Below are 19,567 nucleotides of genomic sequence, written 5' to 3'. Positions count from 1 at the left end.
GGGTCAGCTCGCCGCGGCGAGGAGCTGGTTGACCTTGTCCTCGGCCGTCTTGAGCAGCGCGTCGATGTTCGCGTTCGGGTTGGTCAGCACCCCGGACATCGCCGCGTCGAGCACCGCGTAGATCGCCTGCGCGTTGCGCGGTTCGCCCTTGATCTGCACCGGGGTGGCCTCGAAGAGCGCGAAGTTGGCGGTGTCGACGTTCGCGTTCGCCTTGCGCAGTTCGAGCTCCTGCTTCTGCGCGTCACTGCCGTTGGCGAAGAGCAGCGGCTGGGGCAGGCCGACCGGGTAGTTCTGCGGCTTGGCCCGGACGTAGTCGAACTGGCCCTTGCCTGGCGTCAGCTTCTGGTAGGCGATCCACTTCAGACCGGCCTCGACCTGCTCCGGGGAGAGGCCCTTCTTGAAGAAGTAGCCCTCGCCGCCGCCGAGCGTGCCCTTCGCCGCGCCGTCCTGACCGGGCAGCGGGGCCATCGCCCAGTCCTGGAACTTGCCCTGGAACTGGCTGACGATCGCCTGGGTGGAGTCCGGCGCGCCGATGAACATGCCCACCTTGCCGGCGGCGGCGTTGGTCAGCAGGTCGCCCCACTGGAGCAGCTGGCGGCTGCCCATGCTGTTGTCGCCGTACCGCATGTCCTTGAGGTTCTGCAGGACCTGCTTGCCCATGGCGTTGTTGAAGTCGGCCTTCTTGCCGTCCTCGGTCAGCATCTGGCCGCCCTGCGAGTAGAGCAGGGAGGTGAAGTGCCAGCCGCCGGTGTTGCCGGCGCTGTACTCCGAGTAGCCGGCGATCCCGTTGCCGAGCGCGGAGATCTTCTTGGCGGCCGCCCGGACCTCGGGCCACGTCTTGGGCGGGTTGTTGACGTCGAGCCCCGCCTGCTGGAACAGCACCTTGTTGTAGACCAGGCCCATCGAGTAGTTCTTCGCCGGGACGGCGTAGAGCTTCCCGTCGTGGCTGAAGGCCTCCTTGAGCGCCGGGTCGACGCTGTCCCAGGTGGGGACCGTGTCCTTGTCGGCGTACTCGCTGATGTCCATCGCCTGGCCGGAGTCCAGCACCTGCTGGAGATCGGTCATGTACCCGTAGAACAGGTCGGTCACGGTGCCACCGGCCAGGCGGGCGGTGAAGTCCGGCGGGTTGTTGCACTGCTCGCCGACGCTCACGCTCTTGATGACGATGTCGGGGTTCTGCCGCTGGAATTCGGCGACGTCGTCGTTCCAGTTCTTCAACAGCTCTTTCTGGGAGCCGACCGGCTGGCAGTCGACGGTGACGGTGACCTTGCCGCCTGCGCTGCCTGTCGCGTCGTCGCTCTTCGTCGAACAGGCCGCAAGGCTGAGCCCCAGGCCGGCCACGAGCGCCAACGCCGCAGTCTTCCGGTACTGCGGTACGGACATCTGTCCATCCCTTCGGGAACGGTGTCTCCATGACCTGCGCTGATGCCCGGTGGTCGTCACCGCGCCGATGCGCCGGCACTGATCTGCATCTGCCAAGCGACCTGACCCCGGGTAGCTGCGCCGGGGCCAGGTGTGAGTGGGGTCACTGTAGCCAAGCGAACTTGTCCCAGCAAGGTATCGATCTCTTGCTGAAAAGACGAGACTTTGGGGCGACAGAATTTGACAGGATCTTGGAAGGCAGCCTATTTGCGGCTTTGGCCCGACTGGTTCCTGCCACCGGGCAGGCAGAACGGAACGGCCGCCGACCGCGGGCAGCGGTCGACGGCCGTTCCGTCGTTCGGGTGGGCGGGGGGCGGGCCCGGGTCAGCGACCGGGGGCGGGCGCGGTGGAACCGCGGACGACCAGCTCGGGCTCGAACAGCAGCTCGTCGTGCAGCACGCCGGCGCCCTCGATCTGGGTGACCAGCAGGTCCACGGCGGCCTGCCCCATGGTCTCGATCGGCTGCCGCACGGTGGTCAACGGCGGGTCGGTGCAGGTCATGAACGCGGAGTCGTCGAAGCCCACCACCGACACGTCGGTCGGCACCACCCGACCCAGCCGCCGGGCGGCCCGGATGGCGCCGAGGGCCAGCACGTCGCTGGCGCAGACGATGCCGGTCACGCCGCGCTCGACCAGCTTGGTCGCGGCGACCCGCGCCCCCTCCATGGAGAAGCTGGAGCGCTCCACGTACGCCGTGTCGTCACCCCAGCCCGCCGCCTGGGCCATCGCGTCCAGCTTGCGCCGGGACGGCACGTGCCCCTCCGGGCCGAGCACCATCCCGATCCGCTCGTGCCCGAGCGAGCGCAGGTGCCCGTACGCCTGCTCCACCGCCACCGCGTCGTCCGTGGAGACCCGGGGGAAGCCCAACTCGTCCACCCCCGCGTTGACCAGCACCACCGGCAGGCCCCGGTCGGTCAGCCGGCGGTAGTGGTCGTGCCGGGCGTCGGCGAGCGCGTACGACCCACCGGCGAAGATCACCCCGGAGACCTGGTGGTCCAGGAGCATCTCCACGTAGTCCATCTCGGAGACGCCACCGATGGTGCGGGCGCAGAGCGCCGGGGTGAACCCGCGCTGGGCGAGGGATCCGGTGACCACCTCGGCGAGCGCCGGGAAGATCGGGTTCTGCAACTCGGGCAGCACCAGCCCGACCAGCCGGGCGCGCTCGCCGCGCAGCTTGGTGGGCCGCTCGTAGCCGAGCACGTCCAGCGCGGTCAGCACCGCCGTCCGGGTCGCCTCGGAGACCCCGTCCCGGCCGTTGAGCACCCGGCTGACGGTGGCCTCGCTGACGCCCGCCTTCTTGGCAACTTCGGTCAACCGCTTCGTCACGGCCGCAATCGTACGTCATCCCGATGAAAGAAATGAGCAGCCATCTGCCGCACGATTGCCTTCCGCTGCCGCGCGCTGCCCGCCATCCGGCATCCGGCATGCGGCCCGGTCGTCAGGACATGTTCCGCAACGCGTCCTCGATCGTCCGGTGGAAGGTCGGGTACGCGTAGATCATCTGCCGGAGCCGGGCGAGCGGCACGGCTGCGTGCACCGCCACCGCCAGACCGGAGAGCACCTCGCCACCGGCCGGCCCCACCGAGGTCGCGCCGATCAGCACGCCCTGGTCGGCGTCCGCGACCAGCTTGACGAAGCCCTCGTTGCCGGCCTTGTGGATCCAGCCCCGGGCGGACGACGGCAACCGGGCGAGGCCGACCTGCACGTTGACGCCCCGCTCGCGGGCCTGCGACTCGGTGAGGCCGACCGCGCCGACCTCGGGGTCGGTGAAGGTCACCCGGGGCAGCGCCCGGTAGTCGGCGCGCGGCACCGCACCGGCGGAACCGCGCACGCCGGTGGTGCCCGACGCGCCACCCGTCGCGCTCGCGGTGCCGCTGGGGTCGGGCCCGCCTGCGGCGCGCCGGGCGTGGTCGAGCAGGTCGGCGACGACGATCCCCGCCTGGTACATCGCGACGTGCGTGAACGCCCCCTCGCCGGTGACGTCGCCGACCGCCCAGATCCCCTCCGTCACGTACAGCCGGTCGTCCACGGCCAGGTAGCGCCGGCCGGCGTCCACCCCGACGGTGTCCAGGCCCAGCTCGTCCAGGTGGGCCCGGCGACCGGTCACCACCAGCAGCCGCTCGGCGGTGAACCGCGCCCCACCGGCCGCGTGCAGGGTGAAGCCGCGCCCGTCGTGGCTGACCCGCTCCGCCCGCACCCCGGTGTGGATCTCCACCCCGTCGGCCCGCAGCGCGGCGGCGGCCACCTCGGACGCCTCGGGCTCCTCGACGGCGAGCACCCGGTCCAGGGCCTCGACCACGGTGACCCGGACCCCGAACCGGGCGAAGACCTGCGCCAGCTCCAGCCCGATCGCCCCGCCGCCCAGCACCAGCAGCGACTCCGGCAGCTCCTCGACCTCGATCGCCTGCCGGTTGGTCCAGTACGGCGTGTCCGCCAGCCCGTCGACCGGCGGCACGGACGGTCTGGTGCCGGTGCCCAGCACGATCCCGTGCCGGGCCTGGAAGACCCGCTCGCCCACGCGTACCCGGCCGGGGCCGTCGAGCCGGGCGGTGCCCCGGACGAACCGCCCGCCCTTGCCGGTGAACCGCTGCACCGCGACCGTGTCGTCCCAGGTGTCGGTGGCCTCCTCGCGGATCCGCTTCGCCACCGGCGCCCAGTCGGGCCGGACCTCGGCGGTGCCCGCGAGCCCGTCCACCCGGCGGGCCTCGGCGATCGCGTTGGCCGCCCGGATCATCATCTTGCTCGGCACGCACCCCCAGTACGGGCACTCCCCGCCGACCAGATCACGCTCGACGCCGACGACGCTCAGCCCCGCCTCGGCGAGCCGCCCGGCCACCTCCTCGCCGCCGACCCCGAGCCCGACCACGACCACGTCCACCAGTTCCGGATCCGCCATCCCGCCAGCATCGCGCACCGCCCGGCGGCCGGCCAGCGGGTCGAGCCGGAAATCCGCTGCCCGCCGGCGTCCCGGCCTCCTACCGTGGCCGGATGCGCACCCGCTTCTCCGCCGTCCACGACTGCTTCGCCGAACTGCTCGCCGAGGGCCGGGAGACCGGGGCCGGCCTGGCGATCTGGTACGACGGCGAGCCGGTGGTCGACATCGTCGGCGGCGAGCGGTCACCGGGGCAGCCGTGGCTGCCGGACACGCTGGTGAACGTCTACTCCGTCGCCAAGCCGGTCGCCGCCCTCTGCCTGCTGGCGCTGGTCGACCGGGGCCGGCTCGACCTGGGCGACCCCGTCGTCGACCACTGGCCCGGCTTCCGCGCCCCGGCCACCGTCCGCCAGGTGTTGGCGCACACCGCCGGGCTGCCGGCCTTCCCGGTGCCCCGGCCGGCCGCCGCCGTCGCCGACTGGGACCTGCTCTGCGCCGACCTCGCCGCCGCCGAGCCGGAATGGCCGCCCGGGTCCGTCGCGGGCGAGCACGCCTGGACGTACGGGCACCTGGTCGGCGAGCTGGTGCGGCGGGTCGACGGGCGATCGGTGGGCCGCTTCCTGGCCGAGGAGATCGCCGGTCCGTGGCGGCTGGACCTCGGCTTCGGCCTGGGCGAGGCGGACCAGCGCCGCTGCGCCGACCTGCGCCACGGCGATCCGGGGTGGCCGGACCGGGCGGCCGGCGAGCCGGGTTCGCTCTGGGCGCGGGCGCTGGACAACCCGCCCGGCGGCCGGGACCCGGCGGTGGTGAACAGCCCGCTCTGGCGCGGCGCCGAGGTGCCGGCCGTCAACCTGCACTCGACCGCCGGCGCCCTGGCCCGCCTCTACGCGGGACTGCTCGCCGGCGGCGTCCTCGACGGCGTACGGCTGTTCAGCCGGGAACTGGTGGCCGAGGCGACCCGGGTCCAGTACGACGGCGACGACCTGCTGCTCGGCCGGCGGACCCGCTGGACGCTGGGCATGCAGTGGGAGGAGGACGGCAGCTGGGGCATGGGCGGGATCGGCGGCAGCTCCGCCAGGGCCGATCCCGGACGCGGCTACACCTTCGCCTACGCCACGGCGCACCTGGCCGACCACGACCGGGTCGACGCCCTGGCGGACGCCCTGCACTCCTGCCTCTGACCGCACGGCCGGCGACTGGCGCCGGGCGCTGGGCGCCGGGCGCTGGGACCAGCTCGTCATCTCCGACCACTGCCACCCCCGGCCCGCTCCGGCCAGCGCCGCCGGCTGGCCGTGGCTGCCGCCGGCCTCCGGCTGACGGGGGGACGGGCTGACGGGGGGACGGGCTGACGGTCAGCGGCGGGCGGCCGTCACGGGGTCGGCACGGCCAGCGGGCCGGGCACCCGGGCGGGGCCGGGGATCACCACCGGCGTGCCGGCGGGGGTGAGCAGGGCGCGGGCGGCCACCGCCAGCCGGCGGCGCTGCGGCACCAGCGCCCGGTCGACGAAGACGTCGTAGTCCCGCGCGGCCACCTCGTCCAGGATCCCGCCGTAGAGCGCGTACGCGGTGCGCATACAGGCCTGCGAGGCGGGTGCGAGCAGGGTGATCCCGGGAGCCGCGGCGACGTAGTGCGCCTGGGCGCGGGTCACCTCGTACGCGATCAGCTCCCGGATCCGGGACGTGGCGCGGCCCCGGGCGCGCGCCTCGGCCAGGTCCTCCCGGGTGACGCCGAACAGGGCCAGGTCGTCGTCGGGCAGGTAGGTCCGCCCCCGGTCGAGGTCCTCGGCCACGTCCCGGATGAAGTTGGTGAGCTGGAAGGCGAAGCCGAGCTGGCGGGCCGGCTCCCGGGCCGCCGCCGGGTCGGAGCTGCCCAGGATCGGCAGCATCATGGTGCCGATCACCGCCGCCGAGCCCTCCATGTAGTGGAGCAGGTGGTCGTAGGTGCGGTACGAGGTGACCGTCAGGTCCATCGCCATGCTCTTGAGAAACGACGCGAAGTCGTCGCGGTCGAGATCGAAGACGGCGATCGTGTGCAGCACGGCGGGGAGCAGCGGGTCGTCCACCGGTCCGCCGTGCAGTCCGGCGATGAATCGGCCGGCCCAGTCGTCGAGCCGGGCGGCGCGCTCGGCCGGGGGAAGTTCCTCGGTGCGGTCGACGATCTCGTCGGCGTAGCGCGTAAATCCGTACAAGGCGTGCACATGCCGCCGTTTCCAAGCGGGCAGCAGCCGGGTGGCGAGATAGTAGGTGCGGCCGTGCCGTTTGTGCAGCTCACGGCAGCGGTCATAGGCAGCGGTGAGATCGGTGTCCACCGGCCCTCCTCAATTATCGACGCACAAATCGACGCAACTCGTAAGCCTAGGGTACGCTCGGTCACATGGCCAACGACGCAGTTGCGGGTAACTCGCTCCGCGTGGCCCCCGCCGACCCGACCGACGGGGACGACCCGGTCCGGGCGGTCCTGGCCGCGTACACGAAGGACCTGGTCACGGCGGTGCAGGACACCCTCGCCGCCTTCCTGGCCACCGAGGTCGACGCGTTGCGCGAGATCGACGCGGCGATGGGCGGATTCGCCGCGACAGCGCGCGACTGCGTGCTGGCCGGCGGCAAGCGCGTCCGCCCCACGTTCGCCTACTGGGGGTGGCGCGGCGCGCCGGACGGCACGGGTCCGCTGCCGGCGGTGCTGCCCGCCTTCGCCGCCCTGGAGCTGCTGCACACCTTCGCCCTCGTCCAGGACGACGTGATGGACGCCTCCGCGACCCGCCGTGGCCGGCCCACCGCGCACGTGGCGCTGGCCGCCCGGCACGCCGCCGCCGGCCACCAGGGCGACCCGCGTCGGTTCGGCGAGGCGGTCGCCGTGCTGATCGGCGACCTCTGCATGGTCTGGGCCGACCGGCTCCTCGCGCGCGCGACGCTGCCGCCGGCCCGCCTGCTCGACGTCCGGCGCTGCTACGACCAGATGCGCGTGGAGACGATCGCCGGGCAGTACCTCGACGTGCTCGGCGAGAGCGACGCGGCGAACTGGTCGGTCGACCGGGCGCTGCGGGTTGCCCGCTACAAGACCGCGAGCTACACGGTGCAGCGGCCGCTGCTCTTCGGCGCCCGTCTGGCCGGCGTCGGCGGCGACGCCCCGCTGACCGCCGCGTACACCCGCTACGGGCTGGCCGTCGGCGAGGCGTTCCAGCTCTGCGACGACCTGCTCGGCGTCTACGGCGACCCGGCGACCACCGGCAAGCCGACCGGGGACGACCTGCGCACCGGCAAGCCGACCGTGCTGCTCATGCTGGCCCGGCAGCTCGCCACGCCGACCCAGCGGCGCGCGCTGGACGGCCTCGGCGCCGACGTGGGGGACGCGGAGGTCGCCCGCCTCGCCGAGGTGGTCGCCGACACCGGGGCGGTCGACCGGGTCGAACGCATGATCTCCGACCGGGTCGACGAGGCGCTGACGGCCCTCGGCACCGCGTCGATCGACGAGACCGCGCGCACCGCGCTGACCGGCCTCGCCACCGCCGCCACCAACCGGCGGGCATGATGGGCAACTTCGCACAAGGAGGTGGTCGCGTGCGCACCGTCGACGGGCGTACGGACCGGGTGGTCGTCGTCGGCGCCGGGCTGGGCGGGCTGGCCTGCGCGCTGCACCTGGCGGGCAGCGGTCGGCAGGTGACCGTGCTGGAGCGCGAGCCGGTGCCGGGCGGCCGGGCCGGCCGGCTCGGCGTGGACGGCTACGAGTTCGACACCGGACCCACCGTGCTCACCATGCCCGACCTGATCGCCGAGGCGCTCGGCGCGGTCGGCGAGGAGCTGGACGACTGGCTCGACCTCACCCCGCTCGACCCGGCCTACCGGGCGTACTACCCGGACGGGTCGACGCTGGACGTCATCACCGACACCACCCGGATGGCCGCCGAGATCGCCCGGGTCTGCGGCCCGCGCGAGGCCGACGGCTACCTGCGCTTCGTCGACTACGCGCGCAGGCTCTGGCAGTGGGAGCGCGCCGACTTCATCGAGCGCAACCTGGACGCACCCACCGACCTGCTCACCGGCAACCTGGTCAAGCTGCTGGCGGGCGGCGCCTTCCGCCGACTCCAGACGAAGATCAACCAGTTCTTCCGGGACCCGCGCACCCAGCGGATCTTCTCCTTCCAGGCGATGTACGCCGGCCTCGCCCCGCACGACGCGCTGGCCATCTACGCGGTCATCGCGTACCTCGACTCGGTGGCCGGCGTCTACTTCCCGCGCGGCGGCATCCACGCGGTCTCCCGGGGCATGGCCGGCGCCGCCGAGAAGCACGGCGTCGAGATCCGCTACGACACCACGGTGACCCGGGTGGAGACCGCGCACGGCCGGGCCACCGGCGTGGTGACCGCAGACGGCGAGCTGATCCCGGCCGACGTGGTCGTGCTCAACCCCGACCTGCCGGTCGCCTACCGCGACCTGCTGCCGCCGAGCCGTCCGCGCCGGCTCACCTACTCCCCTTCCTGCGTGGTCCTGCACGTCGGTTCGACGCAGGGGTATGGGAAGATCGCCCACCACAACATCCACTTCGGACGGTCGTGGAAGGGCACCTTCGATGAGGTCATCCGGCGGGGCGAGCTGATGAGCGACCCGTCCCTGCTGGTCACCAACCCGAGTCGGACCGACCCGTCGGTGGCTCCGGCCGGGCGGCACACCTACTACGTGCTCGCCCCGGTGCCCAACCTCGACCGGGCCCCCTTCGACTGGCGGGGCGACCTCACCCGGCGCTACGCCGACCAGCTCGTCGGGACCCTGGAGGAGCGCGGCTACGTCGGCTTCGGGGCCGGCGTCGAGGTGCTGCGGGCCGTCACCCCGGCCGAGTGGGCGGAGCAGGGCATGGCCGCCGGCACTCCGTTCGCCGCCGCCCACAGCCTCTTCCAGACCGGCCCGTTCCGCCCGTCGAACCTGCACCGGACGCTGCCGAACGTCGTCTTCGTCGGCTCGGGCACCCAGCCCGGCGTCGGCGTGCCCATGGTGCTCATCTCCGGCAAGCTCGCCGCCGGCCGCATCACCGGGGCAGCCTGATGGCCCTCCCCCTCGGACCCTGGAGACACCTGCCGTGACCACCCGCGAGAAGCATCTCGTCGAGCTCGTCGACGACGCCGGGCGGCCGCAGGGCGAGACCACCGTGGCCGCCGCCCACCAGCCCCCGGGCCAGCTCCACCGCGCCTTCTCGGTGCTGCTCGTCGACCCCGACGGCCGGGTGCTGCTGCAACGACGGGCGCCGGTGAAGACCCGCTTCCCGCTGCGCTGGGCCAACTCGTGCTGCGGCCACCCGACGCCGGGCGAGTCCCTCGTCGAGGCCGCCAACCGCCGGCTGCGCGAGGAGCTCGGCGCCGGCCCGGTCGAGCTGACCGAGGTCGGGGTGTACGTCTACTACGCCGAGGACCCGGTCACCGGTCGGGTCGAGTTCGAGTACGACCACGTCCTGCGGGGCGAGTTCCGACCGGACGACCCGCTGCTGCCCGACCCCGACGAGGTGGCCGAGCTGCGCTGGGTGGACCCCCTCTCGCTGGCGGCCGACCTCGACGCCGACCCCCGCGCGTACGCACCGTGGCTGGGCGGGGTGGTGAACCGCCTGCTGGCCCCCTCGGGTCCGGCCGCCAGCCTGCCCGGTCCGCCGGGTCCGGCCGTCACCCCGCCCGGTCCGCCGGCGAACGACGCGTCGGAGCGGTCGGGTGGCCGATGAGGCGCTGAGCGCGGGAGCCGTCGCCCGACGGCTGGGCGTCGCCGTGACCACCCTGCGCACCTGGCACCAGCGCTACGGCCTCGGGCCCAGCGAGCACGTACCCGGGCACCACCGGCGCTACACGCCGGCCGACCTCGCGCGCCTGGAGATCATGCGACGGCTCACCGCCCAGGGGGTCACCCCGGCGGAGGCGGCCCGCTGGGCCCGCCGGACACCGGACGCCGTGCCCGCCGACGCCGCCGTACCCCCACGGGTGCGCGCCGTCGCCGGCCGGGACGGCGGCGGTTCGACGATCCCGGTCGGTCGGGCCGGTCCGGCGGCCCGGGGGCTGGCCCGCGCCGCCATGCGGCTCGACGCGGTCGCGATCGGCGAGACGATCGCCCGGGCCGTCCAGGCAGACGGCGTGATCGCCACCTGGGACGGGTTGCTGCGCCCCGTGCTCTTCGGCATCGGGGAGCGGCACGCCGCCACCGGTGGACTGGTCGAGGTCGAGCACCTGATGTCGCGCTGCGTCTCGGAGGCGTTCGCGGTGGCCGCCCGGGCCGGCGCGCCCGCCGGCCCACCACGCATCGTGCTCACCTGCGCCGACGAGGAGCAGCACACCCTGCCGTTGGAGGCGCTCGCCGCCGCGCTCGCCGAGGCCGGGGTCGGCTACCGGATGCTCGGCGCCCGGATGCCGCTGCCCGCGCTGCTCGAGGCCGTCAACCGGACCGGGCCGGCCGCCGTGGTGATCTGGTCGCACACCCGGGACACCGCCGACCCCACCCAGCTCAACGCCCTGCTCGCCGCGCCCCGCCGGCCGCTGCTGGTGCTCGCCGCCGGGCCGGGCTGGCTGGCGGACTCGCTGCCCGCCGGTGTGGTGCGGCCGGTCGACCTCGCCGAGGCGGTCTCGCTGGCGCTCGCCCTACGCGACTCCCTGGACCAGGCGACGGCGGACTGACGGGGGTGCCGCGGGCGGGACGCCGTCCACTAGCGTCGGGAGTTCCGCCGACCCCGACCCCTCCGGGAGCGAACGATGCGCCTACGCGCCGTGCTGGCCACCGGTCTGGCCCTGATCCTCCTCGGCGGCTGCGGCGACGGCACCGCGACAGATCGGCGGGCCGCCGGCCCCGACCCCGTCGCCTCGGCCCCGCTGCCGGCCGAGCCGACTCCGTCGGCCACCCCGCGACCGACCCGCGGCACCCCGCCCAGGCGCCTGGTCCGGCCGCTGCCACCGAAGCTGCCAGCAGGGCTGCGTCGCACGACCGGCGCACGGACCGTGGCGCTGACCTTCGACGACGGGCCGGACCCGACCTGGACGCCGAAGGTCCTCGACCGCCTCCGGGCGGCCAGGGTCACCGCCACCTTCTGCGTGGTGGGCAAGCAGGCCCGGCGCCACCCCGAGCTGGTCCGGCGGATCGTGCGGGAGGGCCACCAGCTCTGCAACCACAGCTGGAACCACGACATGCAACTCGCCCGGCGTCCGGCCGCCGAGATCCGGCGGGACCTCCTGCGCACCAACGCGGCCATCCGGGCGGCGGTGCCGGGCGCCAAGGTGCCGTTCTACCGGCAGCCGGGCGGCCGGTGGACAGCCGAGGTGGTGACGGTCGCCAAGCAGCTCGGGATGCGGTCGCTGCACTGGCACGTCGACCCGCAGGACTGGGGCAAGCCGACCGCCGCGACGATCGCCAAGCGGGTACGCGCCGCGGCCCGCCCCGGCTCGATCGTGCTGCTGCACGACGGCGGCGGCGATCGGGCGGCCACGCTGGCCGCCAGCCCCCGCCTGATCGCGGACCTGAAGCGCCGCTACGGCGTCGCCCGGCTCCGCTAGACCCCTCTGACCTGCGGATTCGTGCGCCGTTGTGGCCAGGGCCATACCGGTTTGGTCGAGAGACCGACCATCACGTAAGCTATCCAAGCCTCCGGCGGGGCCGGATGGGAGCAAGTCCGCTTGAAGTTGCGAGTGTGCAATGATGGCGGGGCCGCCCTCATCGTCTAGCGGCCCAGGACGCCGCCCTTTCAAGGCGGTAGCACGGGTTCGAATCCCGTTGGGGGCACGGTCCGGCTTCGGCCGGAGGCAACAAAGCTAGGTCCTGTGGAGCAGTTGGAGTGCTCGCCGCCCTGTCAAGGCGGAGGTCGCGGGTTCAAGTCCCGTCAGGACCGCCAGCGGAGAACGCCGCGCCCTGCGCGGCGTTCTGCGTATCGGGGCATGTGACCCTTCCGGCGGAGAACCCGCCGTGCGGGTAGCATGAACCGAGCAACACGGCCAGGTAGCTCAGTTGGTACGAGCGTCCGACTGAAAATCGGAAGGTCGGCGGTTCGACCCCGCCCCTGGCCACATAGCCTTTCGCCGGGCTAAAGAGGTCCCCACCAGCGGAAACGCCGGTGGGGATCTTCTTGTATGCCCTTCTGGCGCATCGATCGGCGTTGCCCGTGGTTACCTTCCATGACCTGCGGCACACCGGACAGACCCTCGCCGCGCAGACCGACGCGACCCTGGCTGACCTGATGAAGCGGCTCGGGCACTCGTCCATGGCTGCGGCACGCCGGCATCTGCACGCTACGGCAGGCTACGGCGGGCTTCTGACCTGCGGAAATGTGGGCGCTTGAAAATCGGGAGGCTTCCGGTTCGACGCCGGAGGGGACTCTGCTTCACCTTCCCTGAGGCCAGCGCTGGGTGGCTCCTTCGGAGCTGACGGTCCGGGCAGCGTCGGTGGCAGGACCGGGCTGGCGGACGTCACCTGTCGCCCCGGCTCCGCTGGGTCCGGTGCGCCGGGCGCGTCTGAGGCGCCGTATCGCCTCGGCTCCGGCCGCTCCCGCCGCAAGCAGCCCCGCCATCAGCGGCCATGGAGTACGACGCTTCACGGCTTGTTGCCTCTTCCGAGCACGAGCACGACGGAGAGGGACGGCTGTATGCCTCTTCAGGTACCTCTGCGCTGTCATTTCCTCATTGTGGGCACCCGCGACCGGGCCAGGTGGCCAGATCGAGGCGCAGAAATGGTCCGGTTGGTCCTGCCCCCGGGTTGGTGGCGGGGACGCGGGTGGCGGCAGGTGCTGCGGCTGTCCGAGGTTCTCGTCCGGGTGGGCCACCTGGTGAAGTGCGCGGATGACCATCAACCTGCGTTCCGCACCACCCAGGCAACCAGCACAGGTCATCCACCCAGCCGCGATCCGAATGGAGTCGGCGCAATCGCACGTTGGCTGCCGCAGTACTCGACGTGGCGGCACCCCTGCTACGTTGCGTCTTCCGGGGCGGCCGGCGTCCCGGCGACCAGGACGAGGAGAGCCTCGGGGAGGAGCGCGGTGCCCACCGTCGACATGCCCGCACTGCGCGAGCGGATCGTCGCGAGCATCTGCGCGACGATCGGCCCGATGCTCGAGGGACGTGCATCGGAGGAGCTGTACGCGGTGGCGCTCACCACGGACAGCGACGTCGTCACGGTGACCCTGCTGGCGCACACCGAAGAGGCCCTCCAGGTGCTCGTCGAGGCCGACGACGCGTACGCGGACGGCTACCGCTGGTGGCCCGACGAGTGGGCTGTCACGGACGACCAGGGGGCTGCCGAGCCCGGCGTCGAGTCGATGGTGCAGATCAGCCGGGACATGTTCGACACCCACGACTCGCTCGGCGACGACGACGAGGCTCACGGCGAATGGTGCCTCCGGGCCCGCGCGACGCTGGATGACGCCCTGGGCGACCACCGCGTCCGGGCGAGCATCGCCGACATCAACCCCGCATGGCACCCCGTGCTGTTCGTCACGGACACGGATGGCAACGCGCATCTCACGGTGCGCAGCATCGACCTCCTCAACGACGGCCACCCGAACCCCGACCTCGTCGCTTCCGCCCGCGACTTCTTCGACGAGACGGACGGCGGCTGACGACCGTTGCCGTAACCCCATCTTCGCGACGCCTACGCCGCCACGCGGCCGGAATGACCGCCTCCTGCCCGGCCTGGGCAGGATCAGCCAGCGACACGGCACGGAGCCGGTGCTCTAGCGCCGGAGCAGGGCGAACCATCCCGCCCCGGTGACGGCAAGGAGGAGTGCCACCACGAACAGGGTGCGCCCGGCCAGGAAGGGCATGGGAACGAGGAACGGCGCCTGCTGGACCAGCAGGCACGCGCCGAACAGCGCCTGGCTACCGCCGATCCGGGCGGGTTGGGACCGCTGGCTCGCCGTCAGACGGGCGACCCGCACCCACGCCGAGGGAAACCGTCCCGACACGGCGACACGCACGCCGAGAGCGATCATGGCCAGGCTGAGGACCACGATCACGAGGCGTACGGCGATCCACACCGGGTCCGGATCACTCAGGCTCATGCGGCCCATCATGCAGGGAACGTCAAGGTCCCAGGCCGTACCGGCGGTGCCCGCCCTTTCGGCTCGGCCGCGACTGTCGGGGGCACGCAGTACGGTCCTGCCATGGCAGCCAGAATCAGCCTGACCCTCGACTGCGCGGACGCGAAACTCCTCGGCGAGTTCTGGAAGACGGCGCTGGGTTACGTGGACGAGCCGCCGCCCGCGCCCTTCCGGACCCGCGCGGAGTGGCACGCGAGTTTCCACCTGCCGGAGGACGACCCGGTGGACGACGTGGCGTGGCTGTGCGATCCCGCCGGCGTCGGGCCCGCGCTCTCCATCCTCAGGGTCCCCGAGCCGAAGACGGCGAAGAACCGACTGCACATCGATGTCCGGGTGCCGGGCCACGGCACCCCCGACGAGCGGTGGGCGCGGATCAGGGCCGAGTCCGAGCGGCTGGTGAAGGCTGGCGGGAGCGTCCTGGAGGAGTTCACCGGGCACCACGTCGTCATGGCCGATCCGGAGGGCAACGAGTTCTGCGTCGCCGCGACCTCCGCCTGACGGCGCGTCTGCCGTCCGCCCGCCCCGACTCCTGTCGGCGGACGGATCCGGGACAGCGGTAGGCCGCCCGGTTCTGCCAGGCTGTTCACCGACCCGCCCTGGTTCCGTCTGCGGCGGGCCGGCGCGACGGGGGGGCGGAGCGTGGCCGAGCAGTCGACCGCACAGTCGGCACCGCTGGTCGTGAACTCAGGACGCCTGGCGGTGGGGCAGATGGTCGTGGTCGGCGCGACGGCCGTCCTGTTCCTGCGCGGGACCGACGGGGGCCCGTGGCTGCTGTTCGCCTTCTTCGTGGGGGTGCACGCCGTGCTGCTCGCCGGCGTTGCGACGCTGCTGACGCTGACCTACCTGCTCGGCACGCTCACCCGCCACGGGTCGCTGCTGACCGAGAGCCCCGGGCGCCGGTGCGGCTGGACCCTGCTCGTCTGGGTCGGCGGTGCCGCACTCGTCGGCTACGGGCGTGCCGCCCTCGGCCACCTCGGCTTCGAGCCCGACCGGCACCCCGAGGTCGGTCACTGGTTGCTGGGCCTGGGCGCGGCACTGGTGGTGGGCCTGTTCACCCGGTCGCGACAGGCACGGATCGCCTCCGCCGCCGCCATCGCGCTCTTCGTCGTGGTCACGGGCGCACTGCGGGCCCTCGACTGATCATCCCGGTCGCGCGGGCCCGGACACCTGGGGCCGGGGCGACGGCATCGACGAATTCGGTTGCGACGGGTGCCTGCCCTGCGGTTGTGTGCGGCCATGCCTACGGACCGTGTCGACTCGTACTTCGTCTGCGGCACCCCGCGCACCGGCAGTTCGCTCCTGCTCGGGTTGCTGGAATCCACCGGTCTCGCCGGTCGCCCTCAGGCCTACTTCCGCTCCCCGGACGAGCCGCTGTGGGCCGACCGGTGGCAGCTTCCCCGCGGGGCGGACGGCGGCTTCGACTACGCGGACTTCGTACGGGCCGCGCTCGCCGCGGGCCGGACCGGCAACGGCGTGTTCGGCGCGAAGCTCATGTGGGGCACGCTCGAGGAGGTGGTCGCGAAGCTCGCAGCGGTCCATCCCGACCTCGACGGCGACGACGTCGCGCTACTGAACCGGGCATTCGGCCGCACCGGCTTCGTCTTCCTGCGACGCGACGACGTACTGGCGCAGGCGGTGTCGCGGCTGCGCGCCGAGCAGACCGGCAGGTGGTTCGTCGGCGGCAGTGGGGAGATCAGCGGCGACGTGGGCAACGGGCAGGCGCCCCGCTTCGACGCGAACGGGATCAGGCACTACATCGAGGAGATCCGGGAGCACAACGCGGCCTGGGAGGCGTGGTTCGCCTCGTGCGGGATCCAACCGCACGTCGTGCGCTACGAAGACCTGGCCGAGGACATGGCCGCCACCACGCGCGGCGTCCTCGACTTCCTGGGGCTCGACGTGCCCGAGGACGGCTGTGCCGTCATCGCACGTCACCAACGCCAGGCCGACGAACTCAACCGGCAGTGGATCGCCCGGTATCAGGCGGCGGTGACCAGCACCTGATCCGTCGGCCGGCGGGGCTCCCCGTCGGCTCCTCGAACCACGGATACTCCGGATGCGTCAGGGCGCCGGACCGCCAGACCGGGCCGCCGCCACACCGGGCCGGCCCTCGGCCCGTGGACGTCCACGACGGGGCCGCAGGCGGGCCCGTCCGCTGGGTCAGCGCCGCTGTTGGCGGTGCTGGGCAATCCCGCCCTGGATCGCCTCCCAGACGCTCCGGCCGGCCTGCCTCAGCGTCTCCCCCGCCTGCTCGGCGATCTGGGCGGCGCTCGGTGCGCCACCACCGCCACCGCCTGAGGTCTCGGGCTGCTGCCGGCCCTGCCCGCCCTCGGACGGGCCGCCCGACGACTCACGCTGCCCGGCCTGCGGCCCGCCACCGGACCCGCCGGCACCCCGGTCCCCGCCGCCCGCTCCGGCCGTACCGCCCCCGGGCCCACCGACCCTCTCGCCGCCCGGCTGCTGAGCGCCCTGTTCCGCGCGCCCCGGCCGCTGCCCGCCCTGCTCCGCGCCGCCCTGCTCCGCGCCGCCCTCTTGCGAACCGCCCGGCCGCTGCCCGCCACCCTGCCCGCCGCCCGGCCGCTGCCCGCCACCCTGCTCGCCGCCCTGCTGCTGCTCGCCGCCCTCCGCGCCCTGTTGCGAACCGCCCGGCTGCTGCTCGCCCTGCTCGGCGCCGCCCTGTGGCGAACCATCCGGCCGCTGCCCGCCCTGCTCCGGGGCGCCCTGGCCCTGCTCCCGTTCCTGGGGTCCGCCCGGCTCCCGACGGGCCGCCTCGTCGCCCTCCTGCTCGCGTGCGCGCTGCGCCTGGCCCTGCTCGCCGCCGCCGCCCGACCCACTGGCGAGGCCACCACCCCGCTGGGCCTGCTCGGCGCCGGGCTCCCCGCCCTGCCCTCGGCCGCCCGGCTCCCCGCCCTGGCCGGCGCCGGGCCTGCCGCCCCGGCCCGGGCCGCCCGGCTCCCGCAGTGACTGGTCGGCGACCGCACCGATCGCGCCCACCTGCTGACCGAGATCGTCGGTCGCGCCGCCGGCCCGCTCCAGCGGGCGCTGCTCCCCGAGGGCGGTGAGCTGCTCAGCCCCGCCGCCCCGCTCCCCCGGGCCGGTGAGCTGCTCACTCAGGTTGGCCATCTGCTGACTGGCCCGGTTCACGTCGTCCATCGAGGCCGTCGCCGTACCCGACAGCGTCTGGATGACCTGCGGGTTGCGGTCGATGGTGGTCAGCGCCCGGTCGAGGATCTGCACCAGCTTCTCCAGCCGCACCTTGAGCAACGCCTCGGCGTGCACCCCGGTGATGTCCAGCTCGACGCCCTCCAGGTGCACCCGTACCCCGGCGTCGAGCTGGAGGAGGTTGGCCAGCCTGGCCCGCAGGGAGACGTCGGCGTCCAGCCCGTCCACGGCGAGCCGGATCGAGTCGACCGACACCTCCGGGATGTCCAGCAGGACGTCCGGCTCGTTCTCCCCACCCCGGCGGGCGGGTTCCGCTTCCCCGTCACGTCGCCTCGATCGGCCGCCGGTCCGGTCGTCGTCCCGCTGCTGCGCGTTCTCGCTCATGCTCCCCGCTCCGCATTCTCCGGCCGGGCCGGCCGGGACCGTTCGGCGCGGGTACCCGCTATCCGGCCGAACATCCCGCCGGCACGGCGACCCGGCCGGTCACGGGCGGGGCGCGCGGGCGTCTTCCGGCGTACGGATGGGCGGCCCGAAGACAGCAATCACGAAGCTGCGCACCCGGGCATGAGCCGGTATGGTCCGGGCCTATGGGACAGGAGATGGCTGACCCGGCCGGCATCCGGCAGGAGTCCGAACGATTCGCGTTGCGCAGCGCCCTCCTGGTCCCCGCTCCCGCGCAGCGGGCGTTCGAGGTGTTCACCGGCGCCCTGGCGCAGTGGTGGGTGGTGGAATACACCTGGTCCGGGCCGGAGCAGCTAGCCGACCTGGGCATGGAGCCGCGCGGCGGCGGGATGCTCTACGAGATCGGTCCGCACGGCTTCCGCTGCGACTGGGGCCGGGTGCTGACCTGGGATCCGCCCGAGCGGCTGGTCTTCACCTGGCAGATCGGGGCGGACCGGGCACCGGTGCCGGACCCGGCGAAGGCGAGCGAGGTGGAGGTGCTCTTCCACGCCGACGGGCCGGAGCGGACGCGGGTGGCGGTCGAACACCGGCACTTCGACCGGCACGGCGAGGCCGCGGAGGGCTACCGGCAGGCGCTGACCGCCGGCTGGCACGAGCTGCTCACCCGCTACGCCGCCAGAGTGGCCGACCACAGCGCCGACTGACCGGCTTCCGAGCGAATCAGCGGCCGCGGCCCGACCGCCCGCACCACGCGCCACCGCCGCCCGGCCACGCGCCACCGATACCATCCGCCACCGTCACGCACCGCCAGAGGCTGCGGCGGGTCAGCGGTCGAGGCCGGGACGGGCGCCCGGCGCGGTGGCGACGCCCCGGCCGCCGAGGTCGGCGCGGCGGCCCGCCTCGGCACCCGAGCCGAACCCGCCGCCGGCCAGCCGGCGCGGCGCGGCGGTACGCAGGCGTGGGTACACCTCGGCGACGCGGTGCTGGACCCGGTCCGACCGGTCGGCCAGGACCAGAGCCACCGAGGGCGCGCCCGCCTCGGCGACCGCCCCGGCCTCCGCCGCCCGCAGTCGCACGCCGATCACCTGGGCGAACCCGGCCAGCCACGAGCGCCGGAAGGCGGCGACGTGCGCGCCGGCCGGCACCTCGACGCCGGCCAGCCCGTGGGCGGCCTGCACCAGCAGCGACGTGAAGAGCAGCTCGACCCGTTCCAGGTCGCTGGCGAAGCCGAACAGGTGCATGGCGAAGCCGGCGCCCTCCCGGCGGCGGACGCAGCGGCAGCGCAGCGGATCGGCGACCGCGGCGAGCAGGCCGGCCTTGTCCCGGGCGTACGGGGCGACGACCTCGACCACCCGGTCGCCGACCGGGTCCGTGGCCGGGTCCCGGGCGGCCAGCAGCGCCCGGTCCACGCCGTAGCGGGCGATCAGCTCGGTCGCCTTGGCCGTGAACGCGGCCGACTCGGCGGGGGTGCAGGCCGGGTCCTCGGCCTGGGCCAGCAGCTTGCGCACCTTGCTGAGCATGGCGTCGGACATGCCCTCAGCCTGTCACGGCGGTCCGGCCCCGCCGCGCCACGTCCGGGCCGGCGGGCGGGCGGGCGACGGTCCGGCTGGCGGGCGCCCACCCGTCCGGGCCGCCGGGCGCCCAACCGTCCGGCCGGCGTGCGCCGTC

General features: G+C 73.8%; 19 protein-coding genes and 3 tRNA genes. 15 read left to right on the top strand and 7 right to left on the bottom strand.

Features of this window, described 5'->3' with window-relative positions:
• Nucleotides 1–3: 3 nt before the first annotated feature.
• From OG989_RS08315 to OG989_RS08305, 3 genes are all read right to left on the bottom strand, one after another.
• Complete coding sequence (locus tag OG989_RS08315; RefSeq protein ID WP_327030171.1) at nucleotides 4–1,383, bottom strand: ABC transporter substrate-binding protein; 1,380 nt, start codon at nucleotides 1,381–1,383, stop codon at nucleotides 4–6.
• 363 nt (nucleotides 1,384–1,746) lie between these two features.
• The gene (locus OG989_RS08310; RefSeq protein ID WP_132235096.1) at nucleotides 1,747–2,748 is read right to left on the bottom strand and encodes a LacI family DNA-binding transcriptional regulator; all 1,002 of its coding nucleotides are present in this window, start codon (nucleotides 2,746–2,748) and stop codon (nucleotides 1,747–1,749) included.
• A 112-nt stretch (nucleotides 2,749–2,860) separates the two neighbouring features.
• Nucleotides 2,861–4,318 carry a dihydrolipoyl dehydrogenase family protein gene (locus tag OG989_RS08305; protein ID WP_327030170.1) on the bottom strand — a complete coding sequence of 486 codons (1,458 nt, stop codon included), beginning with the start codon at nucleotides 4,316–4,318 and terminating at the stop codon, nucleotides 2,861–2,863.
• 92 nt (nucleotides 4,319–4,410) lie between these two features.
• Here OG989_RS08305 and OG989_RS08300 point away from each other — a divergent pair, with 92 nt between their 5' ends.
• Nucleotides 4,411–5,475 (top strand): serine hydrolase domain-containing protein, encoded by a 1,065-nt coding sequence (locus OG989_RS08300; RefSeq protein WP_327030169.1) that lies wholly within the window; start codon nucleotides 4,411–4,413, stop codon nucleotides 5,473–5,475.
• Between the two features lie 188 nt (nucleotides 5,476–5,663).
• On the opposite strand, the gene OG989_RS08295 is transcribed toward OG989_RS08300, so the two are convergent.
• The gene (locus OG989_RS08295) at nucleotides 5,664–6,602 is read right to left on the bottom strand and encodes a phytoene/squalene synthase family protein (RefSeq protein WP_327030168.1); all 939 of its coding nucleotides are present in this window, start codon (nucleotides 6,600–6,602) and stop codon (nucleotides 5,664–5,666) included.
• 65 nt (nucleotides 6,603–6,667) lie between these two features.
• On the opposite strand from OG989_RS08295, the gene OG989_RS08290 reads away from it, so the two are divergent.
• From OG989_RS08290 to OG989_RS08245, 10 genes are all read left to right on the top strand, one after another.
• Nucleotides 6,668–7,822, top strand: coding sequence for a polyprenyl synthetase family protein (locus tag OG989_RS08290; RefSeq protein ID WP_327030167.1), 1,155 nt, complete (start codon nucleotides 6,668–6,670; stop codon nucleotides 7,820–7,822).
• Nucleotides 7,822–9,330: a phytoene desaturase family protein gene (crtI, locus tag OG989_RS08285; RefSeq protein WP_327031129.1), complete on the top strand. Its 1,509-nt coding sequence runs from the start codon at nucleotides 7,822–7,824 to the stop codon at nucleotides 9,328–9,330. The genes OG989_RS08290 and crtI overlap by 1 nt, the downstream gene beginning before the upstream one ends.
• A 34-nt stretch (nucleotides 9,331–9,364) precedes the next feature.
• The gene (gene idi, locus OG989_RS08280; protein ID WP_151456591.1) at nucleotides 9,365–9,994 is read left to right on the top strand and encodes an isopentenyl-diphosphate Delta-isomerase; all 630 of its coding nucleotides are present in this window, start codon (nucleotides 9,365–9,367) and stop codon (nucleotides 9,992–9,994) included.
• A complete protein-coding gene (locus OG989_RS08275) occupies nucleotides 9,984–10,934 on the top strand; it encodes a MerR family transcriptional regulator (RefSeq protein WP_327030166.1) in 951 nt (316 codons plus the stop codon). Before idi ends, OG989_RS08275 begins: the two co-directional genes overlap by 11 nt.
• 75 nt (nucleotides 10,935–11,009) lie before the next feature.
• Nucleotides 11,010–11,804 carry a polysaccharide deacetylase family protein gene (locus OG989_RS08270; RefSeq protein WP_151456593.1) on the top strand — a complete coding sequence of 265 codons (795 nt, stop codon included), beginning with the start codon at nucleotides 11,010–11,012 and terminating at the stop codon, nucleotides 11,802–11,804.
• 153 nt (nucleotides 11,805–11,957) lie between these two features.
• Nucleotides 11,958–12,030 (top strand) — tRNA-Glu (locus OG989_RS08265).
• A gap of 32 nt (nucleotides 12,031–12,062) precedes the next feature.
• Nucleotides 12,063–12,139, top strand: a tRNA-Asp gene (locus tag OG989_RS08260).
• A 98-nt stretch (nucleotides 12,140–12,237) separates the two neighbouring features.
• Nucleotides 12,238–12,311: transfer RNA gene (locus OG989_RS08255), tRNA-Phe, on the top strand.
• A 47-nt stretch (nucleotides 12,312–12,358) separates the two neighbouring features.
• Nucleotides 12,359–12,583, top strand: coding sequence for a hypothetical protein (locus OG989_RS08250; RefSeq protein WP_327030165.1), 225 nt, complete (start codon nucleotides 12,359–12,361; stop codon nucleotides 12,581–12,583).
• Between the two features lie 441 nt (nucleotides 12,584–13,024).
• A complete protein-coding gene (locus tag OG989_RS08245; RefSeq protein WP_327030164.1) occupies nucleotides 13,025–13,855 on the top strand; it encodes a DUF4303 domain-containing protein in 831 nt (276 codons plus the stop codon).
• Between the two features lie 114 nt (nucleotides 13,856–13,969).
• On the opposite strand, the gene OG989_RS08240 is transcribed toward OG989_RS08245, so the two are convergent.
• Nucleotides 13,970–14,296, bottom strand: coding sequence for a hypothetical protein (locus OG989_RS08240; protein WP_151456596.1), 327 nt, complete (start codon nucleotides 14,294–14,296; stop codon nucleotides 13,970–13,972).
• Nucleotides 14,297–14,398: 102 nt separating this feature from the next.
• On the opposite strand from OG989_RS08240, the gene OG989_RS08235 reads away from it, so the two are divergent.
• The 3 genes from OG989_RS08235 (at nucleotide 14,399) to OG989_RS08225 (ending at nucleotide 16,339) form a co-directional block, all read left to right on the top strand.
• On the top strand, nucleotides 14,399–14,833 hold the full coding sequence (locus tag OG989_RS08235; protein ID WP_151456597.1) for a VOC family protein: 435 nt from the start codon (nucleotides 14,399–14,401) through the stop codon (nucleotides 14,831–14,833).
• 141 nt (nucleotides 14,834–14,974) lie between these two features.
• Nucleotides 14,975–15,475: a hypothetical protein gene (locus OG989_RS08230; protein WP_327030163.1), complete on the top strand. Its 501-nt coding sequence runs from the start codon at nucleotides 14,975–14,977 to the stop codon at nucleotides 15,473–15,475.
• A gap of 96 nt (nucleotides 15,476–15,571) precedes the next feature.
• The gene (locus OG989_RS08225) at nucleotides 15,572–16,339 is read left to right on the top strand and encodes a Stf0 family sulfotransferase (protein ID WP_327030162.1); all 768 of its coding nucleotides are present in this window, start codon (nucleotides 15,572–15,574) and stop codon (nucleotides 16,337–16,339) included.
• A gap of 156 nt (nucleotides 16,340–16,495) precedes the next feature.
• Here the strand turns inward: OG989_RS08225 and OG989_RS08220 are convergent, their stop codons facing one another.
• The gene (locus OG989_RS08220) at nucleotides 16,496–17,881 is read right to left on the bottom strand and encodes a hypothetical protein (protein WP_327030161.1); all 1,386 of its coding nucleotides are present in this window, start codon (nucleotides 17,879–17,881) and stop codon (nucleotides 16,496–16,498) included.
• Between the two features lie 203 nt (nucleotides 17,882–18,084).
• Between OG989_RS08220 and OG989_RS08215 the strand changes: the two genes are divergently transcribed.
• Nucleotides 18,085–18,603 (top strand): SRPBCC family protein, encoded by a 519-nt coding sequence (locus tag OG989_RS08215; RefSeq protein WP_151455697.1) that lies wholly within the window; start codon nucleotides 18,085–18,087, stop codon nucleotides 18,601–18,603.
• Nucleotides 18,604–18,723: 120 nt separating this feature from the next.
• Here the strand turns inward: OG989_RS08215 and OG989_RS08210 are convergent, their stop codons facing one another.
• Nucleotides 18,724–19,431 carry a DUF2786 domain-containing protein gene (locus tag OG989_RS08210; protein WP_151455698.1) on the bottom strand — a complete coding sequence of 236 codons (708 nt, stop codon included), beginning with the start codon at nucleotides 19,429–19,431 and terminating at the stop codon, nucleotides 18,724–18,726.
• Between the last annotated feature and the right edge of the window lie 136 nt (nucleotides 19,432–19,567).

The sequence above is a fragment of the Micromonospora sp. NBC_01740 genome, assembly GCF_035920365.1.
Taxonomy (GTDB): Bacteria; Actinomycetota; Actinomycetes; order Mycobacteriales; family Micromonosporaceae; genus Micromonospora; species Micromonospora reichwaldensis.
Note: the sequence above shows the minus strand (reverse complement) of the source record. Positions and strands in the feature narration are given on the sequence as shown.